The sequence below is a fragment of the Pseudoalteromonas sp. TB41 genome (assembly GCF_000497975.1).
GTDB classification, from domain to species: domain Bacteria; phylum Pseudomonadota; class Gammaproteobacteria; order Enterobacterales; family Alteromonadaceae; genus Pseudoalteromonas; species Pseudoalteromonas tetraodonis.
Map to the genome: position 1 here is coordinate 63387 of NZ_AUTH01000075.1, position 26023 is coordinate 89409.

The following is a 26023-nucleotide window of genomic DNA, read 5'->3' on the forward strand; positions in this document are numbered from 1 at the left end:
GCTCTGAGTGACTTAGATCTCTTTAAGCGGTTTTTCAGCGGCTTGCTTATCAAGTTTTTGTTGTAAAAACTCAGGTGATTGTGTATTTCGCGCTAGTGCGTAATAAGCGGCTGGCACCACAAACAGAGTTAGTATGGTTGCCACCGTTACGCCAGTAAATACCACCACACCAATTACCATTCTACTTTCCGAGCCTGGGCCGGAAGCCAACACCAAAGGTACGGCACTCATAACCGTTGTTAGGGAGGTCATAATAATAGGGCGCAAACGCTGTGTAGCCGCTTGTAAAATGGCCTCACTAAATTCTACGCCTTTATCACGTAACTGGTTGGTAAATTCAACAATCAGTATACCGTTTTTAGCACTTAACCCAATGAGCATAACAATACCTATTTGGCTGTATATATTAAGCGTTAACCCCATACTCCACAGCCCAAACATGGCACCCATTAAACCAAGTGGCACAGTTAACATAATAACAAATGGATGCATAAAACTTTCAAACTGAGCTGCCAGTACTAAAAAGGTCACGGTTAATGCCAGCATAAACACATAGGTCATGGCTGAGGCACCTTCATAAAACAATTGCGACTCACCTTTATAGTCAATGGCACCATCAATGTCGTTTTCCTCTGTGGCAACCTTGTTTAAAAAGTTTAGTGCTTGTTCTAGCGTGTAACCATCAGCGAGGTTGGCACTTAAAGTAATTGCACGCATTCGGTTATAACGGTTTAAACGCGAGGCGGTGGCTTCTTCTTTTAAGCTAATAAGGCTATCAAGAGGAACAAGTTCTCCGCTACGTGATTTTAGGTAAATATTTGAAATATCAGTCGGGTTGGCAAAGTCTTGTTTTGTGCCCTTTAAAATTACATCGTATTCTTCACCGCGGTCAATAAAGGTGGTTACACGGCGTTGGCCAAGCATGGTTTCAAGTGTACGACCCACATCAGAGACTGATACGCCTAAATCAGCGGCTTTATTTTTATCAATACTGACTAAAAACTGAGGGAAGGTTTCTTTATAATCATGATCAATACGCACTAATCCAGGGTTTTTCTCAGCGCGTTTAATAATTCTATCTCGCCAATCGGCAAGTTGAGCATAATCATTACCTTGCAAAACAAATTCAATAGGGCGAGATGAACCACCTCCGCCAATACCACGGCGCATAATAGCAAATGCACGAACGTCGGTGACCTCTTGCATTTTGCCGCTTATTTCATCCATGACTTCCCATGTTGAGCGTTTGCGCTTATCCCAGTCAGCCATGCCAACAATAGCCACGCCGCCACTGCCACCCCAACCTGGGACTCGAACAAGCACTCGACTTAGTTCGCCAGATTCAGAATAAGGCATCAAGCGCTCTTCAATTTTTGCCATATTAGCTGCGTTATTTTCATAACTTGCCCCTTCAGGGCCATTCATAAGCACAAAGAAGGTGCCACGGTCTTCTTTAGGGGTAAGTTCAGAGGGTATTTGTAAAAATAATGAGTAACTAACAAACCCAGCCAAAACTAAGCTCAGCATTAAGCCCCATTTACGGGTCATGTTTGACGCTAAAGCGTTACGGTATCCATTTTCTAATTTAGTAAAAAAACGGTCCATAACTTGGCTAAACTTACTTTCTTTTTCAGAGGCCTTTAACACTTTTGAACACAGCGCCGGAGAGAGTGTTAATGCAGTAATGCTGGAGAAAAACACGGCAGCACTTACCGCCATAGCAAACTCTGTAAATAGTGCGCCTATTCGTCCTTCCATAAACACTAATGGCACAAACACGGATATAAGCACTAAGGTGGTGGCTATAATTGCAAAGCCCACCTCACGTGCGCCGCGATAAGCTGCCAATAAAGGCGGCTCCCCAAGCTCTATGCGGCGGTGAATATTCTCTAGCATTACAATGGCATCATCAACCACTAAGCCTATTGCTAACACCAGTGCTAGTAGAGTTAATAAGTTAATTGAATAACCCATTGCTAATAAAAACATAAAACTACTGACTAGGGCGACCGGTACGGTGACCGCGGGAATAAGAGTGGCGCGAATGTTACCTAAAAATATAAAGATAATAAGCACGACTAACCCCATAGAAATTGCTAAAGTTTTATAAACCTCATTAATTGACTCTTTAATAAATACCGAAGAATCATAACTGTCTTCTATGGTGGTGCCTTCAGGTAAATTACGTTTTATTTTTTCCAGTTCACTGCGGGCGTTATCAACCACAGTTAGGGTATTGGCTTTGGCTTGTTTTACAATACCCATACCAATCATATTACGGCCATTACCTCGGAATAAACTTTCATCATCGGCGGCTTCTAGTTTTACGTCAGCCACTTCGCCTAGACGCACTAAATAACCATCTTCACCTCGTTTAATAACAAGGTTTTGAAAATCACGTTGGTTTTTATAGCTGCGTGCAGTGCGAACGGTAAAATCACGATCAACTGATTCAATTTCACCGGCCGGAAGTTCTACATTTTCACTACGCAGTGTTTGCTCAATATCACTGGAGGTAATGCCACGGGCGGCCATCGCTTGGCGGTTAAGCCATACTTTCATGGCATACTTTCGCTCCCCTCCAATGCGCACATTCGATACGCCATCAACAACGGCTAATCGGTCTACAATAAAACGCTGTGCATAATCAGAAAGTTGCAATGAATCCATGGTTTCGCTGTTAAGTACAAACCACGCGATAGGGCTTTCGTCACTATTTGATTTTGATACTTCAGGAGGACGCACTTGTTCGGGTAGGCTATCAAGTGCACGCGCTACACGTTCACGCACATCGTTGGAGGCATCGTCTATGTCACGGCTAATATTAAACTCAATGGTAATGTTTGAGCGGCCATTACGACTCGATGAGTTAATACTTTTAATACCTTCAATACCCGAAATACGGTTTTCAATAACTTGCGTTATTTTTGTTTCAATAATTTCGGCAGATGCACCGGTATATTCAGTACTAATATTTACAATCGGTGTTTCAATATCTGGATACTCTCGCAAAGGCAACATGCTAAAAGCAACTAAGCCAAATGTGAGTAACAGTAAGTTAATAACAATCGCAAAAACGGGGCGTTTGACGCTAGTATCGGTAATTTTCACGTGTTACCCCTTAACGCTTACTTTACTACCTGAGCGAATTTTAATTATTCCCTCGGTAACAATTTGCTCGCCATTACTTAACCCTTTGTCTATCGCAACCCAGCCATTATTTCTACTTGCAACATGTACTTCTTTACGGTTTGCTATGCCATCTTCAATTTGAAAAACGTAATGCTTATCTTGCAGAGGAATAATGGCCTTTTCAGGCACCATCAGCGCTTGGTTACTGCTTAGCTCTAGTGCAGTTTTAAGCAACATACCTGGGCGAAGTAAACCTGATTTATTAGCAAAACTGGCTGTTACTTCTACACTGCGAGTGATTGAGTCGATACGTGAGCTTATATGGGTTACTTTACCGCTGAAGGTTTGATCAGGGTAAGCATCGTTTTGAGTACGAACAATCATTCCGTTTTTCAATTGAGCTAAATACTTTTCAGGCACTTTAAAATCAACTTTTATAATACTAATGTCATCAAGGGTTGTGATCACAGTACTATTATTAATATACGCACCCACCGATATTTCGCGTTTCCCCAGTAACCCAGAAAAAGGCGCGGTGATGGCCATTTCATTGAGTTTGGTTTTAGCACTTTCAAGTTGTGCTTCGCTGGCATCAACGCGAGCGAGTTGTTCTTCAAGCAATGACTTGGCCGTCGCTTGCGAGCGAGAAAGCTCGGTCAGTCTGGCTAATTGACGTTTTTCTTCTTGTAAATTAATGCTAAGTTCTTTTACTGCAAATTGTTCTTGTTGGTTTTGCAGTTGTACTAATTTTTGTCCTTTGCTGACCAAGTCGCCATCTTCAAAGTAAATGCTAGTGACATAATCGTTTTGGGCGCTTTTAATGTAGATAGCCTGATTAGCGCGAGCACTGCCAATGGCTTCAATCATAATTGCGTTTTCTTGCGATCTGACCGTGTGGGCAGAAACTTGCGTTGTCATTGCCGAGTAATTGGCTTGCTCGCCCTGTGATGCGGGAAAATACAAATAAACGCTAAAAATTATTAGTAACGAAATAATAAATGGAAATAAGGCTTTACCTGATTGTTTAGAGTGCATTGTTTTCATACCTGAAAATAGATTATAAGTATTGTACGAAATCAGGACAAAAAAAGGCGGTTATGTATCTCATTAATTTGTGCGTTAAGCGTAAAAATAACTGATACTTAGTCATTGCGCATATTTAACAGTAATAATGGGAGTTAATTGATGAGCTTTAAAACATCATGCAAACGCTGTTTAACGCTGAGAAAGTTAGTATTGTGGGCTATTATTATGTTTATATTTTATATGGCGTTTTTTCAGTATGGCTAATATAAATAAACAAATACTAAAATACCGAGCGCAAGGCGCTAAAAATGGAATTGAAATATTAGTGGTCGGCAGCATTGGCTTGATTATTATCATGCTGTTTAATTTATTACGCCCAGGCGAAATAAGTATTATCGAAATTTTTTTAGTAAGTTTATGTATTGCTGCAATTTTAATTGGCTTTTTTAAAACACAAGAACCTTTTTATAGTATTATTTTAACTGAGCAGCAATTAATATATCAGCATAAGTATGGACAATGGCATTTACACCCAGAGAATTTGCACCATTGTGGTATACCTAAGGTTGATAATGGCATTGATTACCTTGAGCTTAATGCGATTGGTATTAAGTTAAATGATATAGATTCATTCTTGTCTGCTTTAACTCCAAGAATTGCGGGTAAATTGTTGATAGAGCAGCGACATTTCTTTATGCAAGTTGTTCAAAAAAATTGCAAAAATGGGCATTGCCCATCAGAATGGTTAGTTGAAGATAATAAATATAGGTCAAAAAAAGGAATTGACTATAATGGGCTCATAGCGATGTTTGCTAATAGGGCTAAACATCTTCAGCTTTTAACAGGGTATGACTTACTGTTACCAGCGAGTGTAATAGAAAGTGATATTTGGGAATTTAGCGCAAATTTAAATAAATGGAAGCGCGATCCCTCTCAGTTTATAAAGTCGCAGTGTGAATAATAATATAAGCACTCACTGCGGGATTAGGAATAACTATGAGCCAAGACAGATCTTTCATTAAAAGTGGTCGAAACACCATAATACATAAAGACAGAAAACTAGATTTAGTGATTGTTAATGGTGAGACTCACCCTAAAATTAAAGTAACAGGTAATGGTCTTGAGCCATTTAAAGAAGAACTGCCAAAAAACCGCCGAGATGCAAAAGAGCGTTACCTCGACGTTGTTTATATTACTAGTGCTGATGTATTTAGCGAAGAAAAACAATTGTTGTTTATTCAATCCTTAGATGGCCGCGAATATAAAGTAGATTACAGTAAAGTTGGCACTAAATTATTTGTTCGTATTCATCAAGATAGCTATTTATAATTTATAATGGCATTTTTTTTGCTTAATAGTTTTATTAGATAATTTTAAGACAAAAAGGTGCTGAGTATGAGAGCAATTTCGTTAATACCACTTATGTCATGCTTGCTTTTGGCTGCATGCGGAGGGGGAGGCGGTGCTGATAACAGTGATATAAAAACATCAGTATTTGCAGGTAACGATCTTCAAGTTGTAGAAAAATCAGAGTTTACTATTTCTGCAAAAGGCTCTCCTGCAGATGGTACATTTACTTGGCAGCGTGTAAGTGGCCCTATTATAGATGTGTTTCCGCTTGAAGGGGCTGAACAAACCATTACTGCACCAGATGTAAAGTCTGACAGTGAACTGGTATTAAGAGTTAGCTATCAAACCTCAGATGGCAGTTTAGTGAATGACAACTTGAGTGTTTTCATTGCCTCTAATAATCAGCTTCCTCTTGCTGTTGTTACTCAAGTTGCTCCTGCAAACTTGCCCTCAGTTTATAAGGATACTGTAACCCTTAGTGGTTTAACTTCCACAGACCCCGATGAAAATGGCGAAATTAGCAGTTATTTGTGGCAATTATTGTCAGGGCCGGATTTAACAATTGATAGCTATACCAATCCAACGCTTAGTTTTCCTCATCCATTATTAGAAAATAACACCAACTTAAAATGGCAGCTCACCGTAACAGATGATGAGGGCGGAGTATCTGCATCACAATTTGATATGACCCTTAATAAAACAGCTCAAGTGATTATTGCCGATGCAGGCGCTAATCAAACAGTAGAAGAGTTTGATAAGGTTATTTTAGATGCCACTGCAAGCGAAGCGGCAACTCAATCTTATCAATGTAAGTGGCAACAACTTACCGGTAATACAGAAACCCTGATTGAATCACAGTCATGTACTGCCAGCTTTTTTGCCTCTGATATTGATTTAAATGCAACGCTTAGCTTTGAAGTACAAGTTATGGACTTAAAAGGGCGCACCGACACAGATACCGTATTTATTGATGTAACACCCAAAGCGCTTGGGTTAATAAATGATACAGGAGTAGGAGAGTGTTATAACAATACTCAGCGAATTAATTGTAATAATGATGAATTTCCAGCTCAAGATGCTGATCTTGGGCGCGATAGTTTTGCCAATCGTTTAGGTAAAGTGGGTAAAGGGAATCTGGCTTTTGATTACACCAAACTTAATGAGTTTGCCGATGAGCTTCTCGATGATGCGCAAAACTTTAGCTGTATTCGTGATAATACTACCGGCCTTGTTTGGGAAGTGAAAAGCCCTTATTCCGGTGTGTTACCAAATACTTCGTTGCGTGATGGACAAAACCGTTATATTTGGCAAGGGACTGTCAATAGTGGCGATGTAGCGGGTAGTGATAATACCACATGCCCGAGCGATACTGATTGCGGATTACAAACCTATATTGATGAAGTTAATGCGCTTGATTTTTGTGGCGGCAGTAACTGGCGTTTACCCACTTATACTGAACTTTTAGGTTTAATTGATTACGGTAAACAAGGGCAAAACGTATTGATAGATACTGCATTTTTTCCTAATACACCATCGACTAACACCGAAGGGCATTTACGCTATTGGACTTCGCAAACGGCTGTTGATGGTGCTAGTTTATCACAGGCTTACATTATCGATATGATGGATGGCAACGACTTAGCCTATCCAAAAGATAATGCCGCTTATGTGCGCTTAGTTAGAAATCGTTAAGGTGATTATTATGAAATTAATTAAAGTCTCTATGTTATTAGCCTTAGGATTAAGTCAGTCACTTGCAGCGCAGCAGTGTTATCAGGAAGTCGCGACTAGCGATGATACCGACCGATTTGTGATTAATATTGATGGCACTGTATCAGATACTAAAACAGGGCTAATGTGGCAGCGCTGTAATTATGGTCAAGTTTATAATAGCGAAACAACTAGCTGCGATGGTGATACTCAACCATTAAACTGGCAGGCCTCACTTAAAGGCGCACTTAATGACACCACGGCAAATTATAACGACTGGCAAGTGCCGAGTATTAAAGAGTTAGCTAGTATAGTAGATCACCGTTGTACCGATCCAAGTATTAATGCGGGTATTTTTTTAGCAACGCAGTCGCAAAATTATTGGTCTAATACCTCGGGTATTAGCAATATAAATTCGGCATGGGTTTATCAGTTTGCAAGTGGTTTAAATAGCTTACATGCTAAAACAAGTAACGTATATTTACGCCTAGTACGCTATGAAAAGTAGTTAATTAATATATTAGCGAATCTAAAAATGCTCTTTTATTTACGGTTAGCCTTTTTATTTACACTATTTTAATAATAAAGCCTGGTTGTAGTTGTCACCCAGGCTATTTTTTTGCCATTATAGGCCGTGAATTAACGACCAAGGACTATAAAGGTGTATTTAAGCTATTTTGGTTTACAAGAAAAGCCATTCTCAATTTCGCCTAATCCCCACTACTTATTTTTAAGTGAACGCCATAAAGAAGCATTAGCGCACCTTACCTATGGACTAGGTGAAGACGGTGGCTTTGTGCTGTTAACAGGTGAAGTGGGTACAGGTAAAACCACCATAACACGTAGTATGTTAGAGCGACTGCCTGAAAATACCCAAGTAGCCATGATCCATAACCCTGCGTTATCAGAACTTGAACTGTTAGCCAGTATTTGCGATGAATTACAAATAACTTACGACGCCAAAAATGCCACGCTGAAGAGTCTAACGGATGTGATTAAAAAGCACCTTGAGTTTAATAATAAAGCGGGGGGGCATACTATTTTAATTATTGATGAAGCACAGTTGCTTGCCCCCGATGTGCTTGAACAACTTCGCTTATTAACCAATATCGAAACCGACCATAAAAAGTTATTACAAATAGTATTAGTTGGGCAGCCTGAGTTACAGCTACTTTTAAAGCGTAATGAGTTAAGGCAACTGGCACAGCGTATTACAGCCAGGTATCACTTGTTAGCGCTAACACGAGGGCAAACCATTGCTTATATTCAACACCGGTTGCATATAGCAGGTTGTGACAAGAAAATATTTTCAATGGAAGCGATGCAAATGGTGCATCAGCTCACAGGCGGTGTGCCACGATTAATGAATCTGGTGTGTGAACGCGCATTAGTAGGGGCATTTTCCAAACAGCAAGAAATTGTTGGCAGTGATATTGTTAAGCAAGCGGCGAGTGAATCTTTACCTATCGACTTTATTGCCACAAATAATAAGGTGAGTAAAATAGGTTCGATTTGGCCTTATAGTGCTGCTGCGTTAATGCTTTTTTGTGCAGGAATTGGCCTGTCATTTATTCTTTAGTTAGGTGATTCATGTCTTATTTATTAGATGCGTTAAAGCAGTCAAAGCACGATACCATGAGCGCAGAGCAATATGACTTGCAAGCGCAACAATTAAAACAACAACACCAGTTGATGACCTATCGTCGAATTAGTTTTTTACTCGCAGGAAGTTTATTGGCAACGGGTATATTGACCAGTGGCTTTTTTGTCGGGAAGTGGCTGCAACAAGAAAATGTAGCCGTAAAAAATAAGGTTGTCCAAAATGACCTTAGTCAAAAAGACTCAGCAGTGGTAGAAAAACCAACAAGCCCAGAGGAAGTACAAAAAACGGTTGTTCAAGCAGTAACAAACCCTCAAGCGCCCCTTGTTACAACTGCGCCTAACAATTCTGTGCCACTGGCAGGGCAATTGGTTTATGTACAAACCCCAACGGGTGTACAGCAAATGTTGCTTACGCCTCAAGGGCAATATTTACCTATGAGCGTTAATCAAGCGTCTCAAGGGCAAGCGCACAATTTCTCGGCGCAGAATAACGTTTCATCTAGTTTTCAATCACCGAGCAACCAACCGAAAAGCGTACCAACTCAGCCAACGAAAAGAACACTCAGTGCCGATGAGTTAAGTAAATACAAAGTGTTAGGTAAACCACTTAATCAAAATGTGCCTGCCCAGCCAGAATCAACCGCTGAACTAGATACGGTTCCCGACACGCTTAAAAATGCGTTTGCGCAAGCCGTTAATGACACAGAAACAACAGCCGACTACGAAGTAACTCAAGGCTCTCGTCATTCATCACGGGTACAACCCGTTGAGCTACTGCCGGATGGCCTACAAAGTATGTTGCCAAGCATTAAATATCAGGCACATATTTATTCGTCGACAGCAGATAAGCGCTGGATAAAACTCAATGGCAGAGAGCTATATGAAGGGGAGTCTATTGGTGCATTGAGGGTGCTAGAAATAGCACCGGATCAGAGCGTACTTGATTTTGATGGCTATGAATTTAGCTTAAAAGCCCTGCAAGATTGGCCACAATAGTGGCCAATTAACTAAAGATAGAGTGCTTATAAAAGCCCTCTAAATCTATATTATATTCTTTGGGTTTCACTGCTGATTCAAGCGTGTCTTGTGTTCTTTTGCTTGATAAGTCAATATCTTGAACTTCAGTGTAACGCCCATGTTTGGCATTAAAAAACGTTTTTACGACTGGTTTTAATGGTGTTGCAGGATTACTTTGGGTCACCAGCCCCACTTTTTGGCTGGAAAGTTTTACCAGCGTGCCCACTGGGTGAATACCAATGCATTGAATAAACTTATTAAGTAGCACGCCATCAAAGCTATCTGGGCAACCTTGTTTTAATATTTTAAACGCCTTAATTGGCTCCATACCCGCTTTATAAACGCGTTCAGCGGTTAATGCATCATATACATCAACAATAGAGGCCATACGAACGTACTGGCTTATTTCATCGCCCTTTTTACCAAAGGGGTAGCCTTTACCATCTAAGCGCTCATGGTGCATACCTGCGATATCAACAGCAATCCCCGTTAATCCTGCGTCTTCTAGTATTTCTTTGCTAAAGCGCGCATGGTTTTGCATCACTTTAAATTCTTCGTCACTGTAGCGACCTGGTTTGTTGAGAATCGCGTCAGGTATTTTTATTTTTCCCATATCATGCAATAGGGCACCTGTTGCAAGTTCTTCAATGATTGGTTTTTCAATATTGAGATGTTTTGCAAAAATACTCATTAAAATAGACACATTTATCGAGTGCTCTAATAAATAGGCATCTTTTTGGCGCATTTGCGTAATGCACGCCAGCGCATCTTGATTTCTAAATACGGAGTCAATAAACCCGCTAGCCAGCTCCCTAAAAGGAGCAACATCAACAGTGCGGCCAGATTCTATATCGCCAAATGCTTTGGTTTGTAAGTTTTTTGCTTCATCATAAAGCTTTTTAGCTTTACTCATTTCTTGCTCAGCGCTGTGGGTTATTAACCATGGATCGCGCTTTTTGATTTCGTGATTAGTAGCAGGCGTTGGTTGTGTTTCAGATTCTTCAGAGGTGAGCATTTTATCAGGATCGATTTCAACCTCTAAAATGCCAGATTTTATTAATTTATCAATTCCACTTTGAGTTTTAACCCAGCCTTGGTTTTTTATTCTAATATTGCCAGTTTGCTTAACAACTTTTTGTACAAACATACCAGGTTTTAGCTGTGTAGTAGGAATGGTTTTCAAAGTGAACTCTAATTAACAAATATGATTAGAGAAAGTAACAAATAAATTCACATTTAGAAATAAAAAAAGGCATCAAATTGATGCCTTTTTAATTAAATGATGACTATTTTCTATTCATCATCTTCAACAAGCGTCATCAACGAGGTGTTACCGCCTGATGCCGTTGTATCGATACTGATTGTTTTTTCAGTAATTAAGCGCTTAATTAGCGTGTCGTAATACTCTGAGCTGATCACTGGCAGTATTGCGCCTTTACGTTGTGCAAGCTGTTGGCTGAAGTAGCCTAAGCGAGAAGAACGTGCAGCAACTACCGCACCCGCTAGGTGAGGGTGTGCCAATATAGCTTGTAACTGGTTTGGTTTAGCTACTTGGAAAACACCTTCAGCAACGCCGGTTGCAATAAACTTATCTCTAAAGGCAACCGCTTCGTCGTAAAATATTTCAGATGCAACAGTAATTACCGTATTACCAGCCGCTAGTGCGGTAATAATAGACAGTGCCCAAAAGTTAAATGAGGTGCTTTTATCTGCGTAACAAACCACACAACCCCGAGCTTCAAGGTGAAGTGTATTCGACTCACCTGTTGGCCCTGGCAATGTTGTATATTTACGCATGTGCTTTTCTAAGCGGTTTAACTGAGCACGTGCATCGGCAAGTGTTAACGCTAAATCGTCCGCGAGGTCGTCAATAATTTCAACCGTCGCTACTTTCGCTAATAACTGACGTACCGCAGAAACACGATCATTCAGTGGCGTTGCACGCCAGATTTTTTCATCGCGCATAGAGTTAACCATCAGCTTTTCTACTTGCTCATTTGCGCCACTGTAGTGGTGTAAATCAAGCTCATCTGGCGTTAGGTTAGTCATTTGTACGTTATCTGGTGAAGCTTTTTCTTTTATTAGGCGTTGTAGGTAGTTTGGTCCACCGGCTTTAGGGCCAGTACCAGAGAGTCCACGGCCACCAAACGGTTGCACGCCAACAATGGCACCAATCATATTACGGTTGATGTATACGTTACCTGCACGCGACATTTTCGCTAAATGTTCACAGCGCTCTTCAATGCGAGAATGGATACCCATTGTTAAGCCGTAACCCGTGTTGTTGATTTGGTCGACAACACTATCAAGCTCACTCGATTTAAAGCGGATAACATGCACACACGGGCCAAATACTTCACGTTTCAATACCGATAAGTCTTTAATTTCGTATAAACGTGGCGCAAAGAAAAATGCGCCATTTTCGCTGTTATCAGGAATTTTACACTCATAGTGAAGTGTTGCATTACCCTTGAGGTATTCAACATGGTCGTTGAGTGTTTTAAGCGCTTTTTCATCTATTACTGGGCCTACGTCTGTAGAGAGTAATGATGGGTCGCCAATATGCAACTCAGCAAGTGCGCCTTTAAGCATATCGATAATGCCATCAGCTACGTCTTCTTGAATAAAGAGTACGCGTAATGCTGAACAGCGTTGACCTGCACTTTGGAAACCAGAACTGATAACATCATCAACAACTTGCTCAGGAAGCGCTGTTGAGTCAACAATCATACAGTTTTGGCCGCCAGTCTCTGCAATTAAAGGCACCTGAATATCGTTACGTGCCGCTAATGTTTGCGAGATAAGCGTGCCCGTTTCAGTTGAACCAGTAAACATAACAGCTTGAATACGCTCATCAGGAACAATGGTTTTACCTACTTCGCTACCGCGAGCAATGACAGGTTGTACAACGTGCTCAGGTAAACCAACTGATAGCATTAATTCAATGGCACGTAGTGCGATTAAGCTGGTTTGCTCTGCTGGTTTTGCAATAACCGTGTTACCAGTAACTATGGCCGCTGCAACTTGACCCAAGAAAATAGCGAGCGGGAAGTTCCATGGGCTAATACATAAAATAACACCACGGGCTTCAAAGCGCTCATCTTGCGCAAGCTCTTCAGCACGGGCTGCGTAGTAACGACAAAAATCAACGGCTTCACGTACTTCATCAATACCATCTTGTGCTACTTTACCTGCTTCTTTAATACAGATAGCAACAAGCTCATCGTGATGGCGCTCTAAAATATCAGCAACGCGACGTAATAAATTGGCGCGCTCTTTTACCGGTGTTTGTGACCATGATTCAAATGCGGTTTCAGCGTTGGCTAGCAACACTTTCATTTCATCGCTATTTTGTAATTTTATATGGCCAATAATTTCTTTATGGTTTGCAGGGTTTTTAACTGCCAGCGCGCCCTCTGGTACTTGGCTTTCATCAATTAAATGCTCTTCAAACCAAGTGTCTAAATTTTCTTTAAACGGGGTGATCACGTTAATATCAGTTAAGTCCATACCTTTTGAATTGGCACGTTCTTCACCGTATAAATCAATTGGCATTTTTATCTGTGTGTTGTATTTATTACGTAAACCTTGCAGTGTTTCAACAGGATCTGGCAATAATGCTTCAACCGGTTGTGTGGTATCTACAATGGCATTTACAAATGACGAGTTAGCGCCGTTTTCTAGTAAACGACGCACAAGGTAAGCAAGCAGGTCTTCGTGTTGGCCGACCGGTGCGTATACGCGGCACTGAATTTTTTCTTCATCAACGATTTGGTCAAATAAAGATTCACCCATACCGTGAAGACGTTGGAATTCAAAACCTTGGTTATCACCTTTGGCTACTTCTAAAATAGTCGCTGCGGTGTAGGCGTTGTGTGTTGCAAATTGAGGGTAAAGTACATCACGTGCTTCAAGCATTTTAATCGCACACGCTTTATATGATACATCCGTGGTTGCTTTACGGGTAAACACCGGGAAATAATCTAAACCATCTTGTTGTGTGGTTTTGATTTCTGTATCCCAGTATGCGCCTTTTACTAAACGCACCATCATTTTTCGACCCACACGAGTTGCTAGGTCGGTTAGCCATTCAATAACAAAAATAGCGCGTTTTTGATAAGCCTGAACCGCTAAACCAAAACCTTGCCAATCGCCTAAATCGTCATCGCTAAATACTGCCTCAATAACATCAAGAGAAATATCTAAACGGTCAGCTTCTTCAGCATCAACAGTAAAGCCGATATCGTATTTTTTAGCGGCAAGGGCTAGCTCTTTTAGTTTTGGAACGATTTCTTCCATTACACGCTCTCTATGAGTGAACTCATATCGAGGGTGAATAGCCGATAACTTTACAGAAATACCTGGGCTTTTTATTGGACCACGGCCATTTGCGGCTTTACCGATAGCATGAATCGCATTCATGTAGCTATCAAAGTAACGCTTGGCGTCTTTCATTGTGCGAGCACCTTCGCCTAGCATATCGTAAGAATATACATAGCCTTTTTGCTCTTTTTCAGCAGCACGCTCAATCGCTTCGTTAATGGTACGACCCATTACGAACTGTTTGCCCATTATCTTCATAGCAAAGTTAACAGACTTACGTATAACTGGCTCGCCTAAACGACCAATGGTTTTTTTGAGTATGCCAAACTGTTGCTCTTTAGTCTTATCGTTATAGTTAACCATTTTACCGGTTACTAATAATCCCCAAGACGAGGCATTAACGAATAAAGAGTCACTACTACCTAAGTGAGAGCTCCAATCGCCGTTTGCTAATTTATCACGTATTAATGTTTCTTGAGTTGCTTTATCAGGAACACGAAGCAGCGCTTCGGCTAAACACATTAATACCACACCCTCTTCACTCGATAGTGAAAATTCATTTAATAGCGCATCAACACCGCTTTGACCGTCTTGGTCTTTACGAATGTTTAAAACTATTTGGCGAGCTCTTTCCCATGCACGGCTTCGTGCTTTAACACCGACTTCTGCAAGTGGTAAAATGTGATCAATAACCGCATTTTCATCTATACGGTAGAAGTCACGGATCTTTTGTCTGATCGGACAAGTCGTTGTTAAATCGCCATTGAATAACATAAGCAACCCTCAGGAGTGTTAAGACTTAGGGTAATTATTAATTACCGCTAAATGTTGTTGGTGTAAAGCGTGCATTCTAATTAAAATCCAGCAGAATATGCTGGTTAATTTTGCCGTTTTACGATAATTTACAGGGCATATTATTAACTTATCCATATAAAATACTGATATGACTAATCCGAATAGATTACGCCTGCTTGATCGTATCGATATATCAATTTTAGACGTTTTGCAGCGCAATGGTAGAATTTCAAATGTTAACCTCGCAAAACAAGTGAATTTAAGTCCTAGTCCTTGTTTAGATAGAGTTAAACGTCTGGAGCAAGAAGGCTACATAGAGGGATATTTTGCAAAATTAAGCGAGGAAAAGCTCAATCAAAGCCTAGTGGCGCATGTGCAGGTATCGTTAGTCACCTCAAATACAGCGGTATTTAAAGTGTTTCGTGAACACATTCTTAAAATTAAGCAGGTTGTTGAATGTGATATGGTGGCGGGTGGTTACGACTATTTATTAAAAATTCGCGTCTCTAATATGGATGAATACAGAGAAGTATTAGGTGATTTGGTTGATATTCCAGGGGTGGGTACACACCACACTTACATGGTAATAGAAAAAATCAAACAGGATCCTGGACTGCGTTTAGATATGTAACCTTTGAGTACATTATTGCAGGTATTAAAAATTGCAGGCATAAAAAAAGCATCTTTCGATGCTTTTTTTATGCCTGCAATATAGGTGGCGCTTACGCCCAACCTTCATAGCGTTTTCTGCGCGATAACACGATGGTTAAAATAATTCCTAAGAACAAACCTAAAAATGCAATAGCACCGCCATAAGTGAGTAGCTGACGCTTTTCTTTAGCACTGGTTGCTTGCTTTAATTGTTGTTCTTGAGCAAGCGAGTCTTGTAATTGACTTATTTGTGCTAACAGCTGAGCATTTTGTTCGGTTAGCTGTGAGTTTTGTTCTTGTAGTTCAGGTAATTCTACTTGCGCTTGGCGTAATTTATTTTGCATAGCGCTAATTTCGCTGTTAAGCGCTTGATACTGCTGCTTTAAACCAGCTGATTCGCTGATGAATTTAGCCTCTACCCAGCCTTCACGGTCTTTATCATCTTTAACTTTTATAAAACCGTTTTGTTCATCAGATAATAAAGTCAGTTGCGTGCCTGCATCTATAGAACCGAGTAAGCGGTAGTCTTTACTGGCGCCTGAACGCATAAAAGTATACAAGTTATCGATTATATAAGCTGTTTTAGCATTAGTAGGCGGCGTTGATTGAGCTTCTTCTGCTTGGCTCATAAACGGGGCGGCTGTTAAAAGCAGCCATAGTAAACAGTGTTTTAGCATTTATCTACCTTGTTAATCTAGCAGTGTCCGTTGTGAACGTGATTTTTATTTCGCATAAGTATATAGATAGTATGGATTTAATAGTTTAATAGCAAGATAGATATTGTAACCAAAGTATTTTGCTTGCGTGTTTATGATTAAAAAATTTGCAATATAGGTCTGCTTTGTTTATTTTGAGCACTTATTAATTTTAAGGGTAATCCGCAAGCCTAATGGATACTGAGATAGAACTGAAGTTTTTGGTATCAGATGACGTCATTCCACTGATCCCCTCGTTAATTACTCAATTTGCAAAAACAGTTACAAACAAGCCTTCTAAAAGTTTGCAAAATGCTTATTATGATACGCCAAGCAGAGAGCTGAGAGCACTCGATATTGGTTTTAGAACGCGTTGTACAGACGAGCGCTGTGAGCAAACAATTAAGCTTGCAGGAGACGTGGTGGGGGGATTACATCAACGTCCAGAATATAACCTTCCCATAGAAACAAATCGACCTAATTTAATGGCGTTTGATTCATCAATTTGGCCACACGGCATGCAAATTGATGTTATATCACAAAACCTCTACCCTATATTTAGTACTAATTTTATCCGCCGTACGTGGTTAATTGAAACGCAAAATGGTGCCAAAATTGAAGTGGTATTAGATAAAGGTGAAGTGGCCGCCTCGGGTAAAGTGGAGATTATTAGCGAGCTCGAAATAGAGCTCGTCGAAGGTAGCCGAGACGAGCTATTTGCTTTAGCAGATAAATTAATAAGCCAAAACAGTGTGCGCTTGGGGCTTTATTCAAAAGCAGCAAGAGGCTACCGCCTAGCGGATAACACACCGTTACAACCGAGTAAATCTATCGGTTTTGTTAAACTTACTAAGCAAGCCACTCAAGAGCAAGCACTTATTGAAGCCATGGGCTTTGGTATTCGCTTTGTGCAAAAACATGAGCAATGCTATTTTGATAAGCCAAGTTTAAAAACATTAAAACGTGTGACCGACGGTATTAGTTTAATTCGTCATAACTTTTGGTTATTTGATGATATTGTCAGTAAAGACAGCACCGAGCACCTCAGAACGGAGCTAAAGTGGTTATTGAGTGAATTAGCATGGGTTGAAAATTCCATTCAGTTAAAAACTTACACTTCTAAGCGCCATGCTTTTTATAAAAAAATAAACAGTGCGCCCGCCTTAGCTCAAGTTATTAATGATTTAAAAGAGTTACAACCGAGTATTGATGATATTTTTGCGCTTTTTCATAGTGCGCGTTACAACCGTTTATTGCTGAGCTTAACAACATGGCTGATAAATAAGCAGTGGCGTAAAGACTGGAGCCAAGCAGAGCTACAAAACGCTGAGCAGCCCGTTATTGATATTGCTCATCGTTTATTTGATAAAGATTGGAAAAATTTACACCGTTTATTGCCTAAAGAGCAAAGTTTAGCGGGCAATGATTATTTAAATTTTCGTACTCAGTTAGAAAATAGCTTACTCAGTGGTAACTGTTTAGGTGCACTGTTTAATAAAGATGAACGATTAGAATTTAGGCTTCCTTGGCTCGATATTTCTCATGGCATGTATGAGTTAAGCACGCTTGATTATTTAAAACAGCTGTGTGGCGGGCAAGAAGATGCTCAACTAGCAAAAATACAACTATGGTTAGAGCAAAAATCTGACTTTTTAGTCAGTGCCATGGAGCAAAGTCGACATGCTTCATTTGATACAGAACCTTATTGGCTTTAATGGCTAAGCACTTTTGTAGCCGGACTTTGCTGCAAAAGTGCATGATTTTTTCACTTTTGTGTTTTGCTACCAATGTGTGTTCACAGCCATCTTGGCAACTTTACGAAAGCAAACAAGGGGTAAGTGTTTATTTTCAGCGTTTAACTGACGATACCTTGAAAATGAAAGCTGAAACGGTGGTGAAAATACCACAGCAGAAGATTTAATCGCCTTATTCAGTGATACCGATGCTGCTCCCCGCTGGATAGAAAATATTGCTAAAGTAAAATTACTGAAATATTTAAGCCCCTCAGAAAACCTTGTTTACAGCTTTATTGACTCCCCTTGGCCCGTTGCAAATAGAGATTTAGTCACGTATTCGTGCTATACGAAACGCAGCGCGTTGCAAACTCAACTTAGTATTCATGCCCGTCCTGATTTTTTACCTAAAACTAAAGGGGTAATAAGAATAAGCACATTAGATGCGACGTGGTTACTGACTCAGCAAGCGAATAACTTGCATATTGACTATCAGGTTTATGCGTTACCAGGCGGAAGTATACCTAATTGGCTAAATAACCGAGTCGCTCTAAAAAGCACCTTTAACACGCTAATAAATCTAGCTGAAATACTCACGACAAAGCAGTACACAGCAAAGCCAACCGTCATCCGTACTGGGGATTGCACACATGGCGAATTGCCGCGGTTATAAGCAAAAAAGTGACCTAAGTGGTCACTTTTTTAAGTGGATATAAGCTAATTAGTATTTAGCGGATTCTCCGTCTTTGGGTAAAGACTGTTTTATAAACTCGCGTAAATCGTTATTAGAGCTTTCTAAATCTGCGTGGCGTAAGTACATCATATGGCCACTGCGGTAGCCTTTAAAGCTTAACCTATCTTGCATTTTACCACTTGGATCTAATTGCCACATGGTGTACTTGGCATCAAAGTAATTGGTTGCACCGTCAAAATAACCCGCCTGAACCATCACATTTAAATAAGGGTTTTGAGCCATAGCTAAACGCAAATTTTCACCGGTATTGTTTCCGCTTCTGTCCCATGGGTGAACGTTACCAAATAAGTTATATTTGATATCGGTTTTGTAATTAAGCTCTTCACGAAGATAATAGTTAATTGCAGGAGTGAAAGAGTGCAGCCATGATGTAAGCTCTGCCCAGTAATCTGGTGACTCACCGGCATCGCGTTTATCTATGCCTAAATAGCGCGAATCCAGTCGACCAACCATTTGTCCGCGTTCACGCAATAACTCTTTCCAAAAAAACTGTGTTGGAATATCTAAATTGTTTTGACTAACAAATGTTTCAGATAGACCTGCATATTTGGCCATTTTTTTAATAATACGACGTTTTTCATCTGGGGCAATAAATCCGCCTTTTGCAAGCGCGGGAATGAGCTCATTAACGGTAAACTGTTCCACTTCAGGTAATAGCTCGTCTAAGTCTTTAGCTTGTAAATCAGCGCTTAATGCCTTGTGGTACCATGCTGTGGCTGCAAAATAAGGTAGGCGGTTAGCGGCTTTTACAGGACCATCGCGCTTAATACCAATATCGGTAGGTGAAACGAGTACAACACCGTTAATGTACATCCATTGACTATTTTGTAGCTCATGCGCTAAGCCTGATACACGAGTGGTACCATAGCTTTCACCAATTAAAAATTTAGGAGAGCGCCAGCGTTCATTGCGAGATACAAAAGTATTAAGCCACTCTGCTAGATATTTTATATCGGCATTCACACCAAAAAATAACTCTTTTTGTTTATCCTTTGGTAGAAGGTTACCATCTTTATCTTCAACGACACGCGAATAACCCGTGTTTACAGGGTTTACGTAAACGATGTCGGCTACGTCTAAAACCGAATAAGGGTTATCTTTAACACCGTAAGGTTGAATAGGGTAGCCTTCGTCGTCAATTTTTAAAACGCGTGGGCCGGTGTATGCTAAATGCATCCAAACTGACGCTGAGCCTGGGCCACCATTGAATGAAATAAGTAATGGGCGCTTTGTTCTATCATCGACCTTATCGCGCGTGTAGTAAGTGTATTGAAGGGTTGCGATGGCGTCTCCCTTGTCATCCCATACCGGTTGTGTGCCAGTTGCTACTGTGTAAGAAAATCGTTCATTATTTATTTTTGCTTTGTGCTGAGTAACTACTTTACTGTCGATATCAATACGGCGTTGATTATCGGCAAACGTTGCACTAGAAAATGTAAGTGCAATAGCGGCAATGGGTAAAAATAGACTTCGACTAAATTTCATAAGTGACCCTTTTTATTTTATGTACTGCAGTTATAGCGATATTTGAGTAAAAAACAAAAGTATTGAGACTAGCTGCCGATAATAATCGTTGAGTTAGCGAGTAACCACCTCTGTTAAGAATAAACTTTGTTTAATAGTTAGACTTTTTTTAAACGCCTTCTTTGTATTTCATTGATATCGCACCAATGCAGTATTTTGCATAAAAAAAGCGCACCTAAATGGTGCGCTTTTTTGTTTTATATATTATTTATTTTTTTAAGTTTATGTTTTTATTATTAATTTAAAAATGGCACAAAGGTTGGATTGCATAGAGCAAATACAATAACAAGCTAGTGTCCTAAGGGGGCCTTTGTGAAAATGATCAGTGCAATAATAAAGCCATTCAAACTAGATGATGTGCGTGAAGCACTCGCTGATTTAGGCATCGAAGGAATGACCGTGGTTGACGTTAAGGGGTTTGGACGTCAAAGAGGTCATACAGAGTTATACCGTGGTGCTGAATATCAGGTTGACTTTATACCTAAAATTAAACTTGAAATTGCTACTCGTAGTGAAAATTGCCAACGCGTTGTAGAAACCATTACCAAAGTCGCTGGAACGGGCAAAATTGGTGACGGCAAAATTTTTGTTTACGACCTAGATCAAATCGTCCGTATTCGTACTGGCGAGCTTGATGATGATGCAATTTAAGGGGGCAACATGGAAAATACAATTATAGAGCTGAAGTTTTCGCTCGATACGTTTTACTTTTTAATGTCTGGCATCTTAGTCATGTGGATGGCAGCCGGTTTTGCAATGTTAGAAGCGGGTTTAGTGCGCTCTAAAAATACCACAGAAATTCTAACTAAAAATATCGCGCTTTATTCTATCGCGTGTACTATGTTTTTGTTGATAGGCTACAACATTATGTACGTAGATAATGTTGAAGGCGGCGTTATTCCTTCGTTTGGTGGGCTAATAGGTAGCCAAGCGGCAGATGCTAATCACTCACTAGAATCTGACTTTTTCTTCCAAGTAGTGTTTGTTGCAACGGCCATGTCTATTGTATCTGGCGCCGTAGCGGAGCGTATGAAGTTATGGGCTTTCTTAGTGTTTACTGTAGTACTAACAGGATTAATTTACCCAATTGAAGGTTACTGGACATGGGGCGGCGGCTTCTTATCTGAATTAGGCTTTGTTGATTTTGCAGGCTCTGCCATTGTACATGCAACGGGTGCGGCTGCGGCGCTTGCGGGTGTAATACTACTGGGTGCACGTAAAGGTAAATATGGTAAAAATGGTGAAATTTACCCAATTCCAGGTTCAAACTTGCCACTTGCTACATTGGGTACGTTTATTTTATGGATGGGTTGGTTTGGCTTTAACGGCGGATCACAGTTATTAATTTCAGATAAAGAAAACGCAACAGCGGTAGGTCAAATATTACTTAATACTAATGCTGCTGCAGCTATGGGGGCAATTTCAGCCTTGTTCTTATGTAAACTTTTATGGGGCAAAGCCGATTTAACCATGGTACTTAATGGTGCACTTGCAGGCTTAGTGGTTATTACTGCAGACCCATTATCACCATCACCATTAATGGCGTGCTTATTTGGCTTACTAGGTGGCTCATTAGTAATACTTAGTATTGTCGCATTGGACAAAGCGAAGATAGATGATCCCGTGGGCGCTATTTCTGTTCACGGTGTGTGTGGCATCCTAGGTATAGTGCTAGTACCTGTTACTAATGCTGAGGCCAGCATTGTTAATCAGTTGATTGGCCTACTATGTATTATTGGTTTTGTGTTTATTGCTTCATTCATTGTATGGGCAATCCTCAAGCAAACCATGGGTATTCGTGTTACCGAAGAAGAAGAGTTAAACGGTATGGATCAACACGATTGTGGTATTGATGCTTATCCAGAGTTTGTATCAGTTAGAAGTAATTAATTAAAAGTATTGTGTGTTCAATCAAAGCCCTACTCTGTTAGGGCTTTTTTGATTTCAGGGGAGGTTAATTTTTCAGGTGCTAGAGTAATGTGATAAGCTCCTCGCGTTAAATCAACCTTTGGAATATATTACACTTAAATGGCTGAAAAAAAGAAAACATCGACCAGTAAACCCTCGACTAAGCGCGCTACAAAGACATCTAAATCATCGGCGCGAAAAAGTGCGACTAAAAAAACTTCAAGCACCGCAAAACGGCCACTTTTTAAAACGTTGTTTTCTATTTTTTGGAAACTGAGTCTGGCGACGTTTATCGCCATTGCACTTTATTTTATTTACCTTGATGCAAAAATAACTCGCCAGTTTGAAGGTAATAAATGGCAACTTCCGGCACAAGTGTATGCTCGCTCAATGACGTTTTTTCCAGGCCAGTTTTTATCAGAGCAAGAAGTATTATGGGAGCTTAAGCGCTTAAACTACACGGCGGTTAATCGCTTAAGCCGGACTGGGCAGTATATTAAAACAGCCAATAGTATTAAGGTTTTTCGTCGTGACTTTGAATTTTATGATGGTTTAGAGAGCGCTCATGTTATTGAGTTGCGTTTCTCTGGAGAGAAGGTAGCCAGTATTAAAGATAAGTTTGGCCGTCGCTTAAACACTGCCAGATTAGAGCCTGTACAAATAGCCCGTATTGGTAATGACTCAAAACAAGATAGAGAGTTTGTACCATTAGATAAATTTCCTGACATGCTTAAAAATACCTTATTAGTAGTTGAAGACCGCGATTTTTATGATCATCACGGTGTATCGGTATTTTCAATTTTACGCGCTTTGTATACCAATATTCGCGCAGGGCGCACCGTGCAAGGGGGGAGTACATTAACCCAGCAGCTGGCTAAAAATATTTACCTTACCCGTGAGCGTTCGTTAGTGCGTAAAATTAATGAAGCCTTTATTGCGCTTATTCTTGATTACCGTTACTCAAAAGATCAGATTCTCGAAGCCTATTTAAACGAAGTGTACTTAGGTCAGTCATACAACCAAGGGGTACATGGAATGGGGCTGGCCGCCGAGTTTTACTTTGCCAAACCTGTTGATGAACTCGAGTACGACCAAATTGCCTTGCTGGTGGCTATGGTTAAAGGCCCATCTTATTACAATCCTAGACGTTACAAAGAACGTGCGATGGAGCGTCGTGACCTAGTGCTGCGTTTAATGGTCGATAACAAACTTATTTCTACTAAAGAGTATAGAGCCTCGTTAAAACGCGCAATTGATATTGCACCAATGAAAGCCAGCTTGCAAAAGTCTTATCCAGGTTACTTAGAGTTGGTTAATCGCGAGCTCAAACAGCTGCTACCCGATCAAGACGTATTGGATGCAGGGGTGCGTGTATTTACCTACTTTGATTTACAAAAACAAACCGCAATGGAAGAGTCGATTCAGGCCAGTTTACCTTATTTAGAAAGACGTCCAAATACCAAAGAGTTAGAAGCGGCGATGATCTCCGTTAATGTTGAAAAAGCCGGTGTATCAGCGTTAGTCGCTGGACGTGATGTACGCTACTCAGGATTTAACCGCGTGCTCGATACCAAACGAAATATTGGCTCATTAGTTAAACCTGCAGTGTATTTAAGTGCACTGCAGCTTCCTCATTATAACTTAGCGACGTTACTTGATGACTCGCCTGTTCAAGTCACCAACGAGGAGAGTAACGTATGGCAGCCAGAAAACTTTGATCATCAATACCGTGGTGCCATGCCTCTTTATAAAGCATTTAGCCACAGTATTAATATACCGGCAGTTAACTTAGGGCTTGATGTAGGCGTCGATAAAGTGGCTAACACGCTCAGAGGGTTAGGAGCTAAAGGTTATATTAATGAATACCCATCGTTGTTATTAGGGGCTATTGAAATGTCGAGCTTTGAAGTGGCACAGCTTTATACCACGATTGCAGCAGACGGTGAATACAGAGAGCTGACGTCTATTTCTGCGTTAACCGACTCTGTTGGTAAAGTACTTTATAAGCACAAAGTAATTAACGAGCAACGTTTTGATAAAGATGCCATGTACATGACCAAATATGCTATGAAGCGAGTAACTAAAGATGGCACCGCTAAGCGCTTAAACTTACATTTTCCGTCAATCCAGTTGGCAGGTAAAACAGGCACCAGTAATGAATTACGCGACAGCTGGTTTGCTGGATTTGATCAAAATACAGTGACGGTTGCATGGATAGGCCGTGACGATAATAAAAGCACCGGCTTAACCGGCAGTGTTGGCGCGCTTGAAACCTATATTCGTTATTTAAAACCGCTAAACCCGCAAGCAATTGCCGATACCCGTCCGCCTTCAATTAGGTGGGCATTTGTAAACGAGCAAACTGGGAAGCAAGCACCACCGGGCTGTGGCAAAGTGATTCAACTGCCACTTAGAGCCAGTGAGTTTAAACCAAGACCAGAATGTATTCGTTAAATAGTAAAAACAAAAAAAGCCCGAAAGGGCTTTTTTTATGGGTAAGCGTTTTTAAAAACTAAACGTTATAGCTTAGCAAAAGCGCGCTCTGCTGCTTCAATCGTTGCTTGAACTTCTTGCTCTGTGTGCGCAGCACACACAAAACCAGCTTCAAACGCTGAAGGCGCTAAATAAACCCCTTCTTCAAGCATTAAGTGGAAGAACTTTTTAAAGCGCTCTAAATCACATTCAGTGGCTTGTTTGTAAGTAGTTACTTTTTCTGCATCGGTGAAGAAAAAGCCATACATACCGCCAGCGTAGTTAGTCGTTAAGGCAATACCTGCTTTTTTAGCTGCGGCTTCAAAGCCTTCACAAATCGCTTTACTAATGGCTTCTAACTTATCATGCACGCCAGGAGCGCTTAGTAGTTCAAGTGATTTTAAGCCTGCTGCCATCGCAATAGGGTTACCTGAAAGTGTACCCGCTTGATAAACAGGGCCTACAGGAGCTATGTAATCCATGATTTCTGTTTTACCACCAAACGCGCCTACTGGCATGCCACCACCAATTACTTTACCTAAACAGGTTAAGTCTGGTTTGATGTTGTAATACGCTTGAGCGCCACCAAGGGCGACACGAAAACCTGTCATTACTTCATCAAAAATAAGCACGGATTGGTATTGATCACATACTTCACGCAGACCTTCTAAAAAGCCGGGCACTGGTGGAATACAGTTCATGTTACCGGCAACTGGTTCAACAATAATACACGCGATTTCATCGGCGTACTTGGCAAAAATCGCTTTCACTTCTTCAATATTGTTAAACGAAACGGTGAGTGTGTGCTTAGCTAAATCTTCAGGAATACCTGGAGAGTTAGGTACACCCATAGTTAATGCGCCAGAGCCGGCTTTTACTAGTAATGAGTCTGCATGGCCGTGGTAACACCCTTCAAATTTTAAGATTTTGTCACGACCAGTAAAACCACGGGCTAAACGAATTGCACTCATTGTTGCTTCAGTACCAGAGCTCACCATGCGTACTTTTTCGATTGATGGTACTAGCTCTTTTACTTTTTCAGCCATTAAAATTTCAGCTTCAGTAGGCGCTCCGTAGCTTAAACCATTTTCTACCGCGTCATGCACTGCTTGTTTAATTTCAGGGTGATTGTGGCCCATAATCATTGGACCCCAAGAGCCTACATAATCGATGTAACGGTTGCCATCAGCATCAAATGTAAACGCGCCCTGTGCTTTAGTAATAAACAGCGGAGTACCACCTACACCATTAAATGCACGCACTGGCGAATTTACTCCACCAGGAATAGAGTCTTGAGCTCGTTTAAATAAGTCTTGGCTAATTGTCATGAA

18 protein-coding genes and 1 pseudogene are annotated in these 26023 nt (G+C 40.6%); 12 read left to right on the top strand and 7 right to left on the bottom strand.

Going from position 1 to position 26023, the window contains the following annotated elements:
• Nucleotides 1-12 precede the first annotated feature (12 nt).
• Complete coding sequence (locus tag L641_RS0110605) at nucleotides 13-3111, bottom strand: efflux RND transporter permease subunit (protein WP_024601873.1); 3099 nt, start codon at nucleotides 3109-3111, stop codon at nucleotides 13-15.
• A 3-nt stretch (nucleotides 3112-3114) separates the two neighbouring features.
• The gene (locus tag L641_RS0110610; protein WP_008465994.1) at nucleotides 3115-4167 is read right to left on the bottom strand and encodes an efflux RND transporter periplasmic adaptor subunit; all 1053 of its coding nucleotides are present in this window, start codon (nucleotides 4165-4167) and stop codon (nucleotides 3115-3117) included.
• Nucleotides 4168-4414: 247 nt separating this feature from the next.
• Here L641_RS0110610 and L641_RS0110615 point away from each other — a divergent pair, with 247 nt between their 5' ends.
• From L641_RS0110615 to L641_RS0110640, 6 genes are all read left to right on the top strand, one after another.
• Nucleotides 4415-5119: a DUF2982 domain-containing protein gene (locus L641_RS0110615; protein WP_024601874.1), complete on the top strand. Its 705-nt coding sequence runs from the start codon at nucleotides 4415-4417 to the stop codon at nucleotides 5117-5119.
• Between the two features lie 35 nt (nucleotides 5120-5154).
• The gene (locus L641_RS0110620; RefSeq protein WP_013464320.1) at nucleotides 5155-5487 is read left to right on the top strand and encodes a hypothetical protein; all 333 of its coding nucleotides are present in this window, start codon (nucleotides 5155-5157) and stop codon (nucleotides 5485-5487) included.
• Between the two features lie 66 nt (nucleotides 5488-5553).
• Complete coding sequence (locus L641_RS0110625; RefSeq protein WP_024601875.1) at nucleotides 5554-7200, top strand: DUF1566 domain-containing protein; 1647 nt, start codon at nucleotides 5554-5556, stop codon at nucleotides 7198-7200.
• Between the two features lie 10 nt (nucleotides 7201-7210).
• The gene (locus L641_RS0110630) at nucleotides 7211-7726 is read left to right on the top strand and encodes a DUF1566 domain-containing protein (protein WP_008465984.1); all 516 of its coding nucleotides are present in this window, start codon (nucleotides 7211-7213) and stop codon (nucleotides 7724-7726) included.
• 153 nt (nucleotides 7727-7879) lie between these two features.
• Nucleotides 7880-8797 carry an AAA family ATPase gene (locus L641_RS0110635; protein WP_024601876.1) on the top strand — a complete coding sequence of 306 codons (918 nt, stop codon included), beginning with the start codon at nucleotides 7880-7882 and terminating at the stop codon, nucleotides 8795-8797.
• A gap of 11 nt (nucleotides 8798-8808) precedes the next feature.
• Nucleotides 8809-9816, top strand: coding sequence for a general secretion pathway protein GspB (locus tag L641_RS0110640; protein ID WP_024601877.1), 1008 nt, complete (start codon nucleotides 8809-8811; stop codon nucleotides 9814-9816).
• Between the two features lie 7 nt (nucleotides 9817-9823).
• Here L641_RS0110640 and L641_RS0110645 read toward each other — a convergent pair whose 3' ends face one another.
• A complete protein-coding gene (locus L641_RS0110645; RefSeq protein WP_024601878.1) occupies nucleotides 9824-11020 on the bottom strand; it encodes an HD-GYP domain-containing protein in 1197 nt (398 codons plus the stop codon).
• A 110-nt stretch (nucleotides 11021-11130) separates the two neighbouring features.
• Nucleotides 11131-14934 carry a bifunctional proline dehydrogenase/L-glutamate gamma-semialdehyde dehydrogenase PutA gene (putA, locus tag L641_RS0110650; RefSeq protein WP_013464326.1) on the bottom strand — a complete coding sequence of 1268 codons (3804 nt, stop codon included), beginning with the start codon at nucleotides 14932-14934 and terminating at the stop codon, nucleotides 11131-11133.
• Between the two features lie 169 nt (nucleotides 14935-15103).
• Here putA and L641_RS0110655 point away from each other — a divergent pair, with 169 nt between their 5' ends.
• Nucleotides 15104-15586 carry a winged helix-turn-helix transcriptional regulator gene (locus L641_RS0110655; RefSeq protein WP_016899359.1) on the top strand — a complete coding sequence of 161 codons (483 nt, stop codon included), beginning with the start codon at nucleotides 15104-15106 and terminating at the stop codon, nucleotides 15584-15586.
• A 91-nt stretch (nucleotides 15587-15677) separates the two neighbouring features.
• On the opposite strand, the gene L641_RS0110660 is transcribed toward L641_RS0110655, so the two are convergent.
• On the bottom strand, nucleotides 15678-16283 hold the full coding sequence (locus L641_RS0110660; RefSeq protein ID WP_013464329.1) for a TIGR04211 family SH3 domain-containing protein: 606 nt from the start codon (nucleotides 16281-16283) through the stop codon (nucleotides 15678-15680).
• A gap of 212 nt (nucleotides 16284-16495) precedes the next feature.
• Between L641_RS0110660 and L641_RS0110665 the strand changes: the two genes are divergently transcribed.
• Together L641_RS0110665 and L641_RS22300 are read left to right on the top strand one after the other, a co-directional pair.
• Nucleotides 16496-18016, top strand: a complete 1521-nt coding sequence (locus L641_RS0110665) for a CYTH and CHAD domain-containing protein (RefSeq protein ID WP_024601879.1) — start codon at nucleotides 16496-16498, stop codon at nucleotides 18014-18016.
• Nucleotides 18016-18707 (top strand): annotated as a pseudogene (locus L641_RS22300) (START domain-containing protein). The gene L641_RS0110665 and the pseudogene L641_RS22300 overlap by 1 nt, the downstream one beginning before the upstream one ends.
• A gap of 48 nt (nucleotides 18708-18755) precedes the next feature.
• Here the strand turns inward: L641_RS22300 and L641_RS0110675 are convergent.
• Nucleotides 18756-20273, bottom strand: a complete 1518-nt coding sequence (locus L641_RS0110675; protein ID WP_024601880.1) for a carboxypeptidase — start codon at nucleotides 20271-20273, stop codon at nucleotides 18756-18758.
• Nucleotides 20274-20624: 351 nt separating this feature from the next.
• Here L641_RS0110675 and L641_RS0110680 point away from each other — a divergent pair, with 351 nt between their 5' ends.
• From L641_RS0110680 to mrcB, 3 genes are all read left to right on the top strand, one after another.
• Nucleotides 20625-20963, top strand: coding sequence for a P-II family nitrogen regulator (locus tag L641_RS0110680; RefSeq protein ID WP_010391070.1), 339 nt, complete (start codon nucleotides 20625-20627; stop codon nucleotides 20961-20963).
• A 9-nt stretch (nucleotides 20964-20972) separates the two neighbouring features.
• On the top strand, nucleotides 20973-22202 hold the full coding sequence (locus L641_RS0110685) for an ammonium transporter (protein WP_016899363.1): 1230 nt from the start codon (nucleotides 20973-20975) through the stop codon (nucleotides 22200-22202).
• A 138-nt stretch (nucleotides 22203-22340) separates the two neighbouring features.
• Nucleotides 22341-24674 carry a penicillin-binding protein 1B gene (gene mrcB / locus L641_RS0110690; RefSeq protein WP_024601881.1) on the top strand — a complete coding sequence of 778 codons (2334 nt, stop codon included), beginning with the start codon at nucleotides 22341-22343 and terminating at the stop codon, nucleotides 24672-24674.
• Nucleotides 24675-24739: 65 nt separating this feature from the next.
• Here the strand turns inward: mrcB and hemL are convergent, their stop codons facing one another.
• Nucleotides 24740-26020, bottom strand: a complete 1281-nt coding sequence (gene hemL / locus L641_RS0110695; RefSeq protein ID WP_024601882.1) for a glutamate-1-semialdehyde 2,1-aminomutase — start codon at nucleotides 26018-26020, stop codon at nucleotides 24740-24742.
• Between the last annotated feature and the right edge of the window lie 3 nt (nucleotides 26021-26023).

What these genes read in the sequence shown, in the direction of transcription:
- mrcB (WP_024601881.1), top strand. Translation starts at nt 22,341, where the DNA reads ATGGCTGAAAAAAAGAAAACATCGACCAGTAAACCCTCGACTAAGCGC.
- L641_RS0110665 (WP_024601879.1), top strand. Translation starts at nt 16,496, where the DNA reads ATGGATACTGAGATAGAACTGAAGTTTTTGGTATCAGATGACGTCATT.
- L641_RS0110660 (WP_013464329.1), bottom strand. Translation starts at nt 16,283, where the DNA reads ATGCTAAAACACTGTTTACTATGGCTGCTTTTAACAGCCGCCCCGTTT.
- L641_RS0110615 (WP_024601874.1), top strand. Translation starts at nt 4,415, where the DNA reads ATGGCTAATATAAATAAACAAATACTAAAATACCGAGCGCAAGGCGCT.
- L641_RS0110610 (WP_008465994.1), bottom strand. Translation starts at nt 4,167, where the DNA reads ATGCACTCTAAACAATCAGGTAAAGCCTTATTTCCATTTATTATTTCG.
- L641_RS0110655 (WP_016899359.1), top strand. Translation starts at nt 15,104, where the DNA reads ATGACTAATCCGAATAGATTACGCCTGCTTGATCGTATCGATATATCA.
- putA (WP_013464326.1), bottom strand. Translation starts at nt 14,934, where the DNA reads ATGTTATTCAATGGCGATTTAACAACGACTTGTCCGATCAGACAAAAG.
- L641_RS0110630 (WP_008465984.1), top strand. Translation starts at nt 7,211, where the DNA reads ATGAAATTAATTAAAGTCTCTATGTTATTAGCCTTAGGATTAAGTCAG.
- L641_RS0110640 (WP_024601877.1), top strand. Translation starts at nt 8,809, where the DNA reads ATGTCTTATTTATTAGATGCGTTAAAGCAGTCAAAGCACGATACCATG.
- L641_RS0110620 (WP_013464320.1), top strand. Translation starts at nt 5,155, where the DNA reads ATGAGCCAAGACAGATCTTTCATTAAAAGTGGTCGAAACACCATAATA.
- hemL (WP_024601882.1), bottom strand. Translation starts at nt 26,020, where the DNA reads ATGACAATTAGCCAAGACTTATTTAAACGAGCTCAAGACTCTATTCCT.
- L641_RS0110675 (WP_024601880.1), bottom strand. Translation starts at nt 20,273, where the DNA reads ATGAAATTTAGTCGAAGTCTATTTTTACCCATTGCCGCTATTGCACTT.
- L641_RS0110685 (WP_016899363.1), top strand. Translation starts at nt 20,973, where the DNA reads ATGGAAAATACAATTATAGAGCTGAAGTTTTCGCTCGATACGTTTTAC.
- L641_RS0110625 (WP_024601875.1), top strand. Translation starts at nt 5,554, where the DNA reads ATGAGAGCAATTTCGTTAATACCACTTATGTCATGCTTGCTTTTGGCT.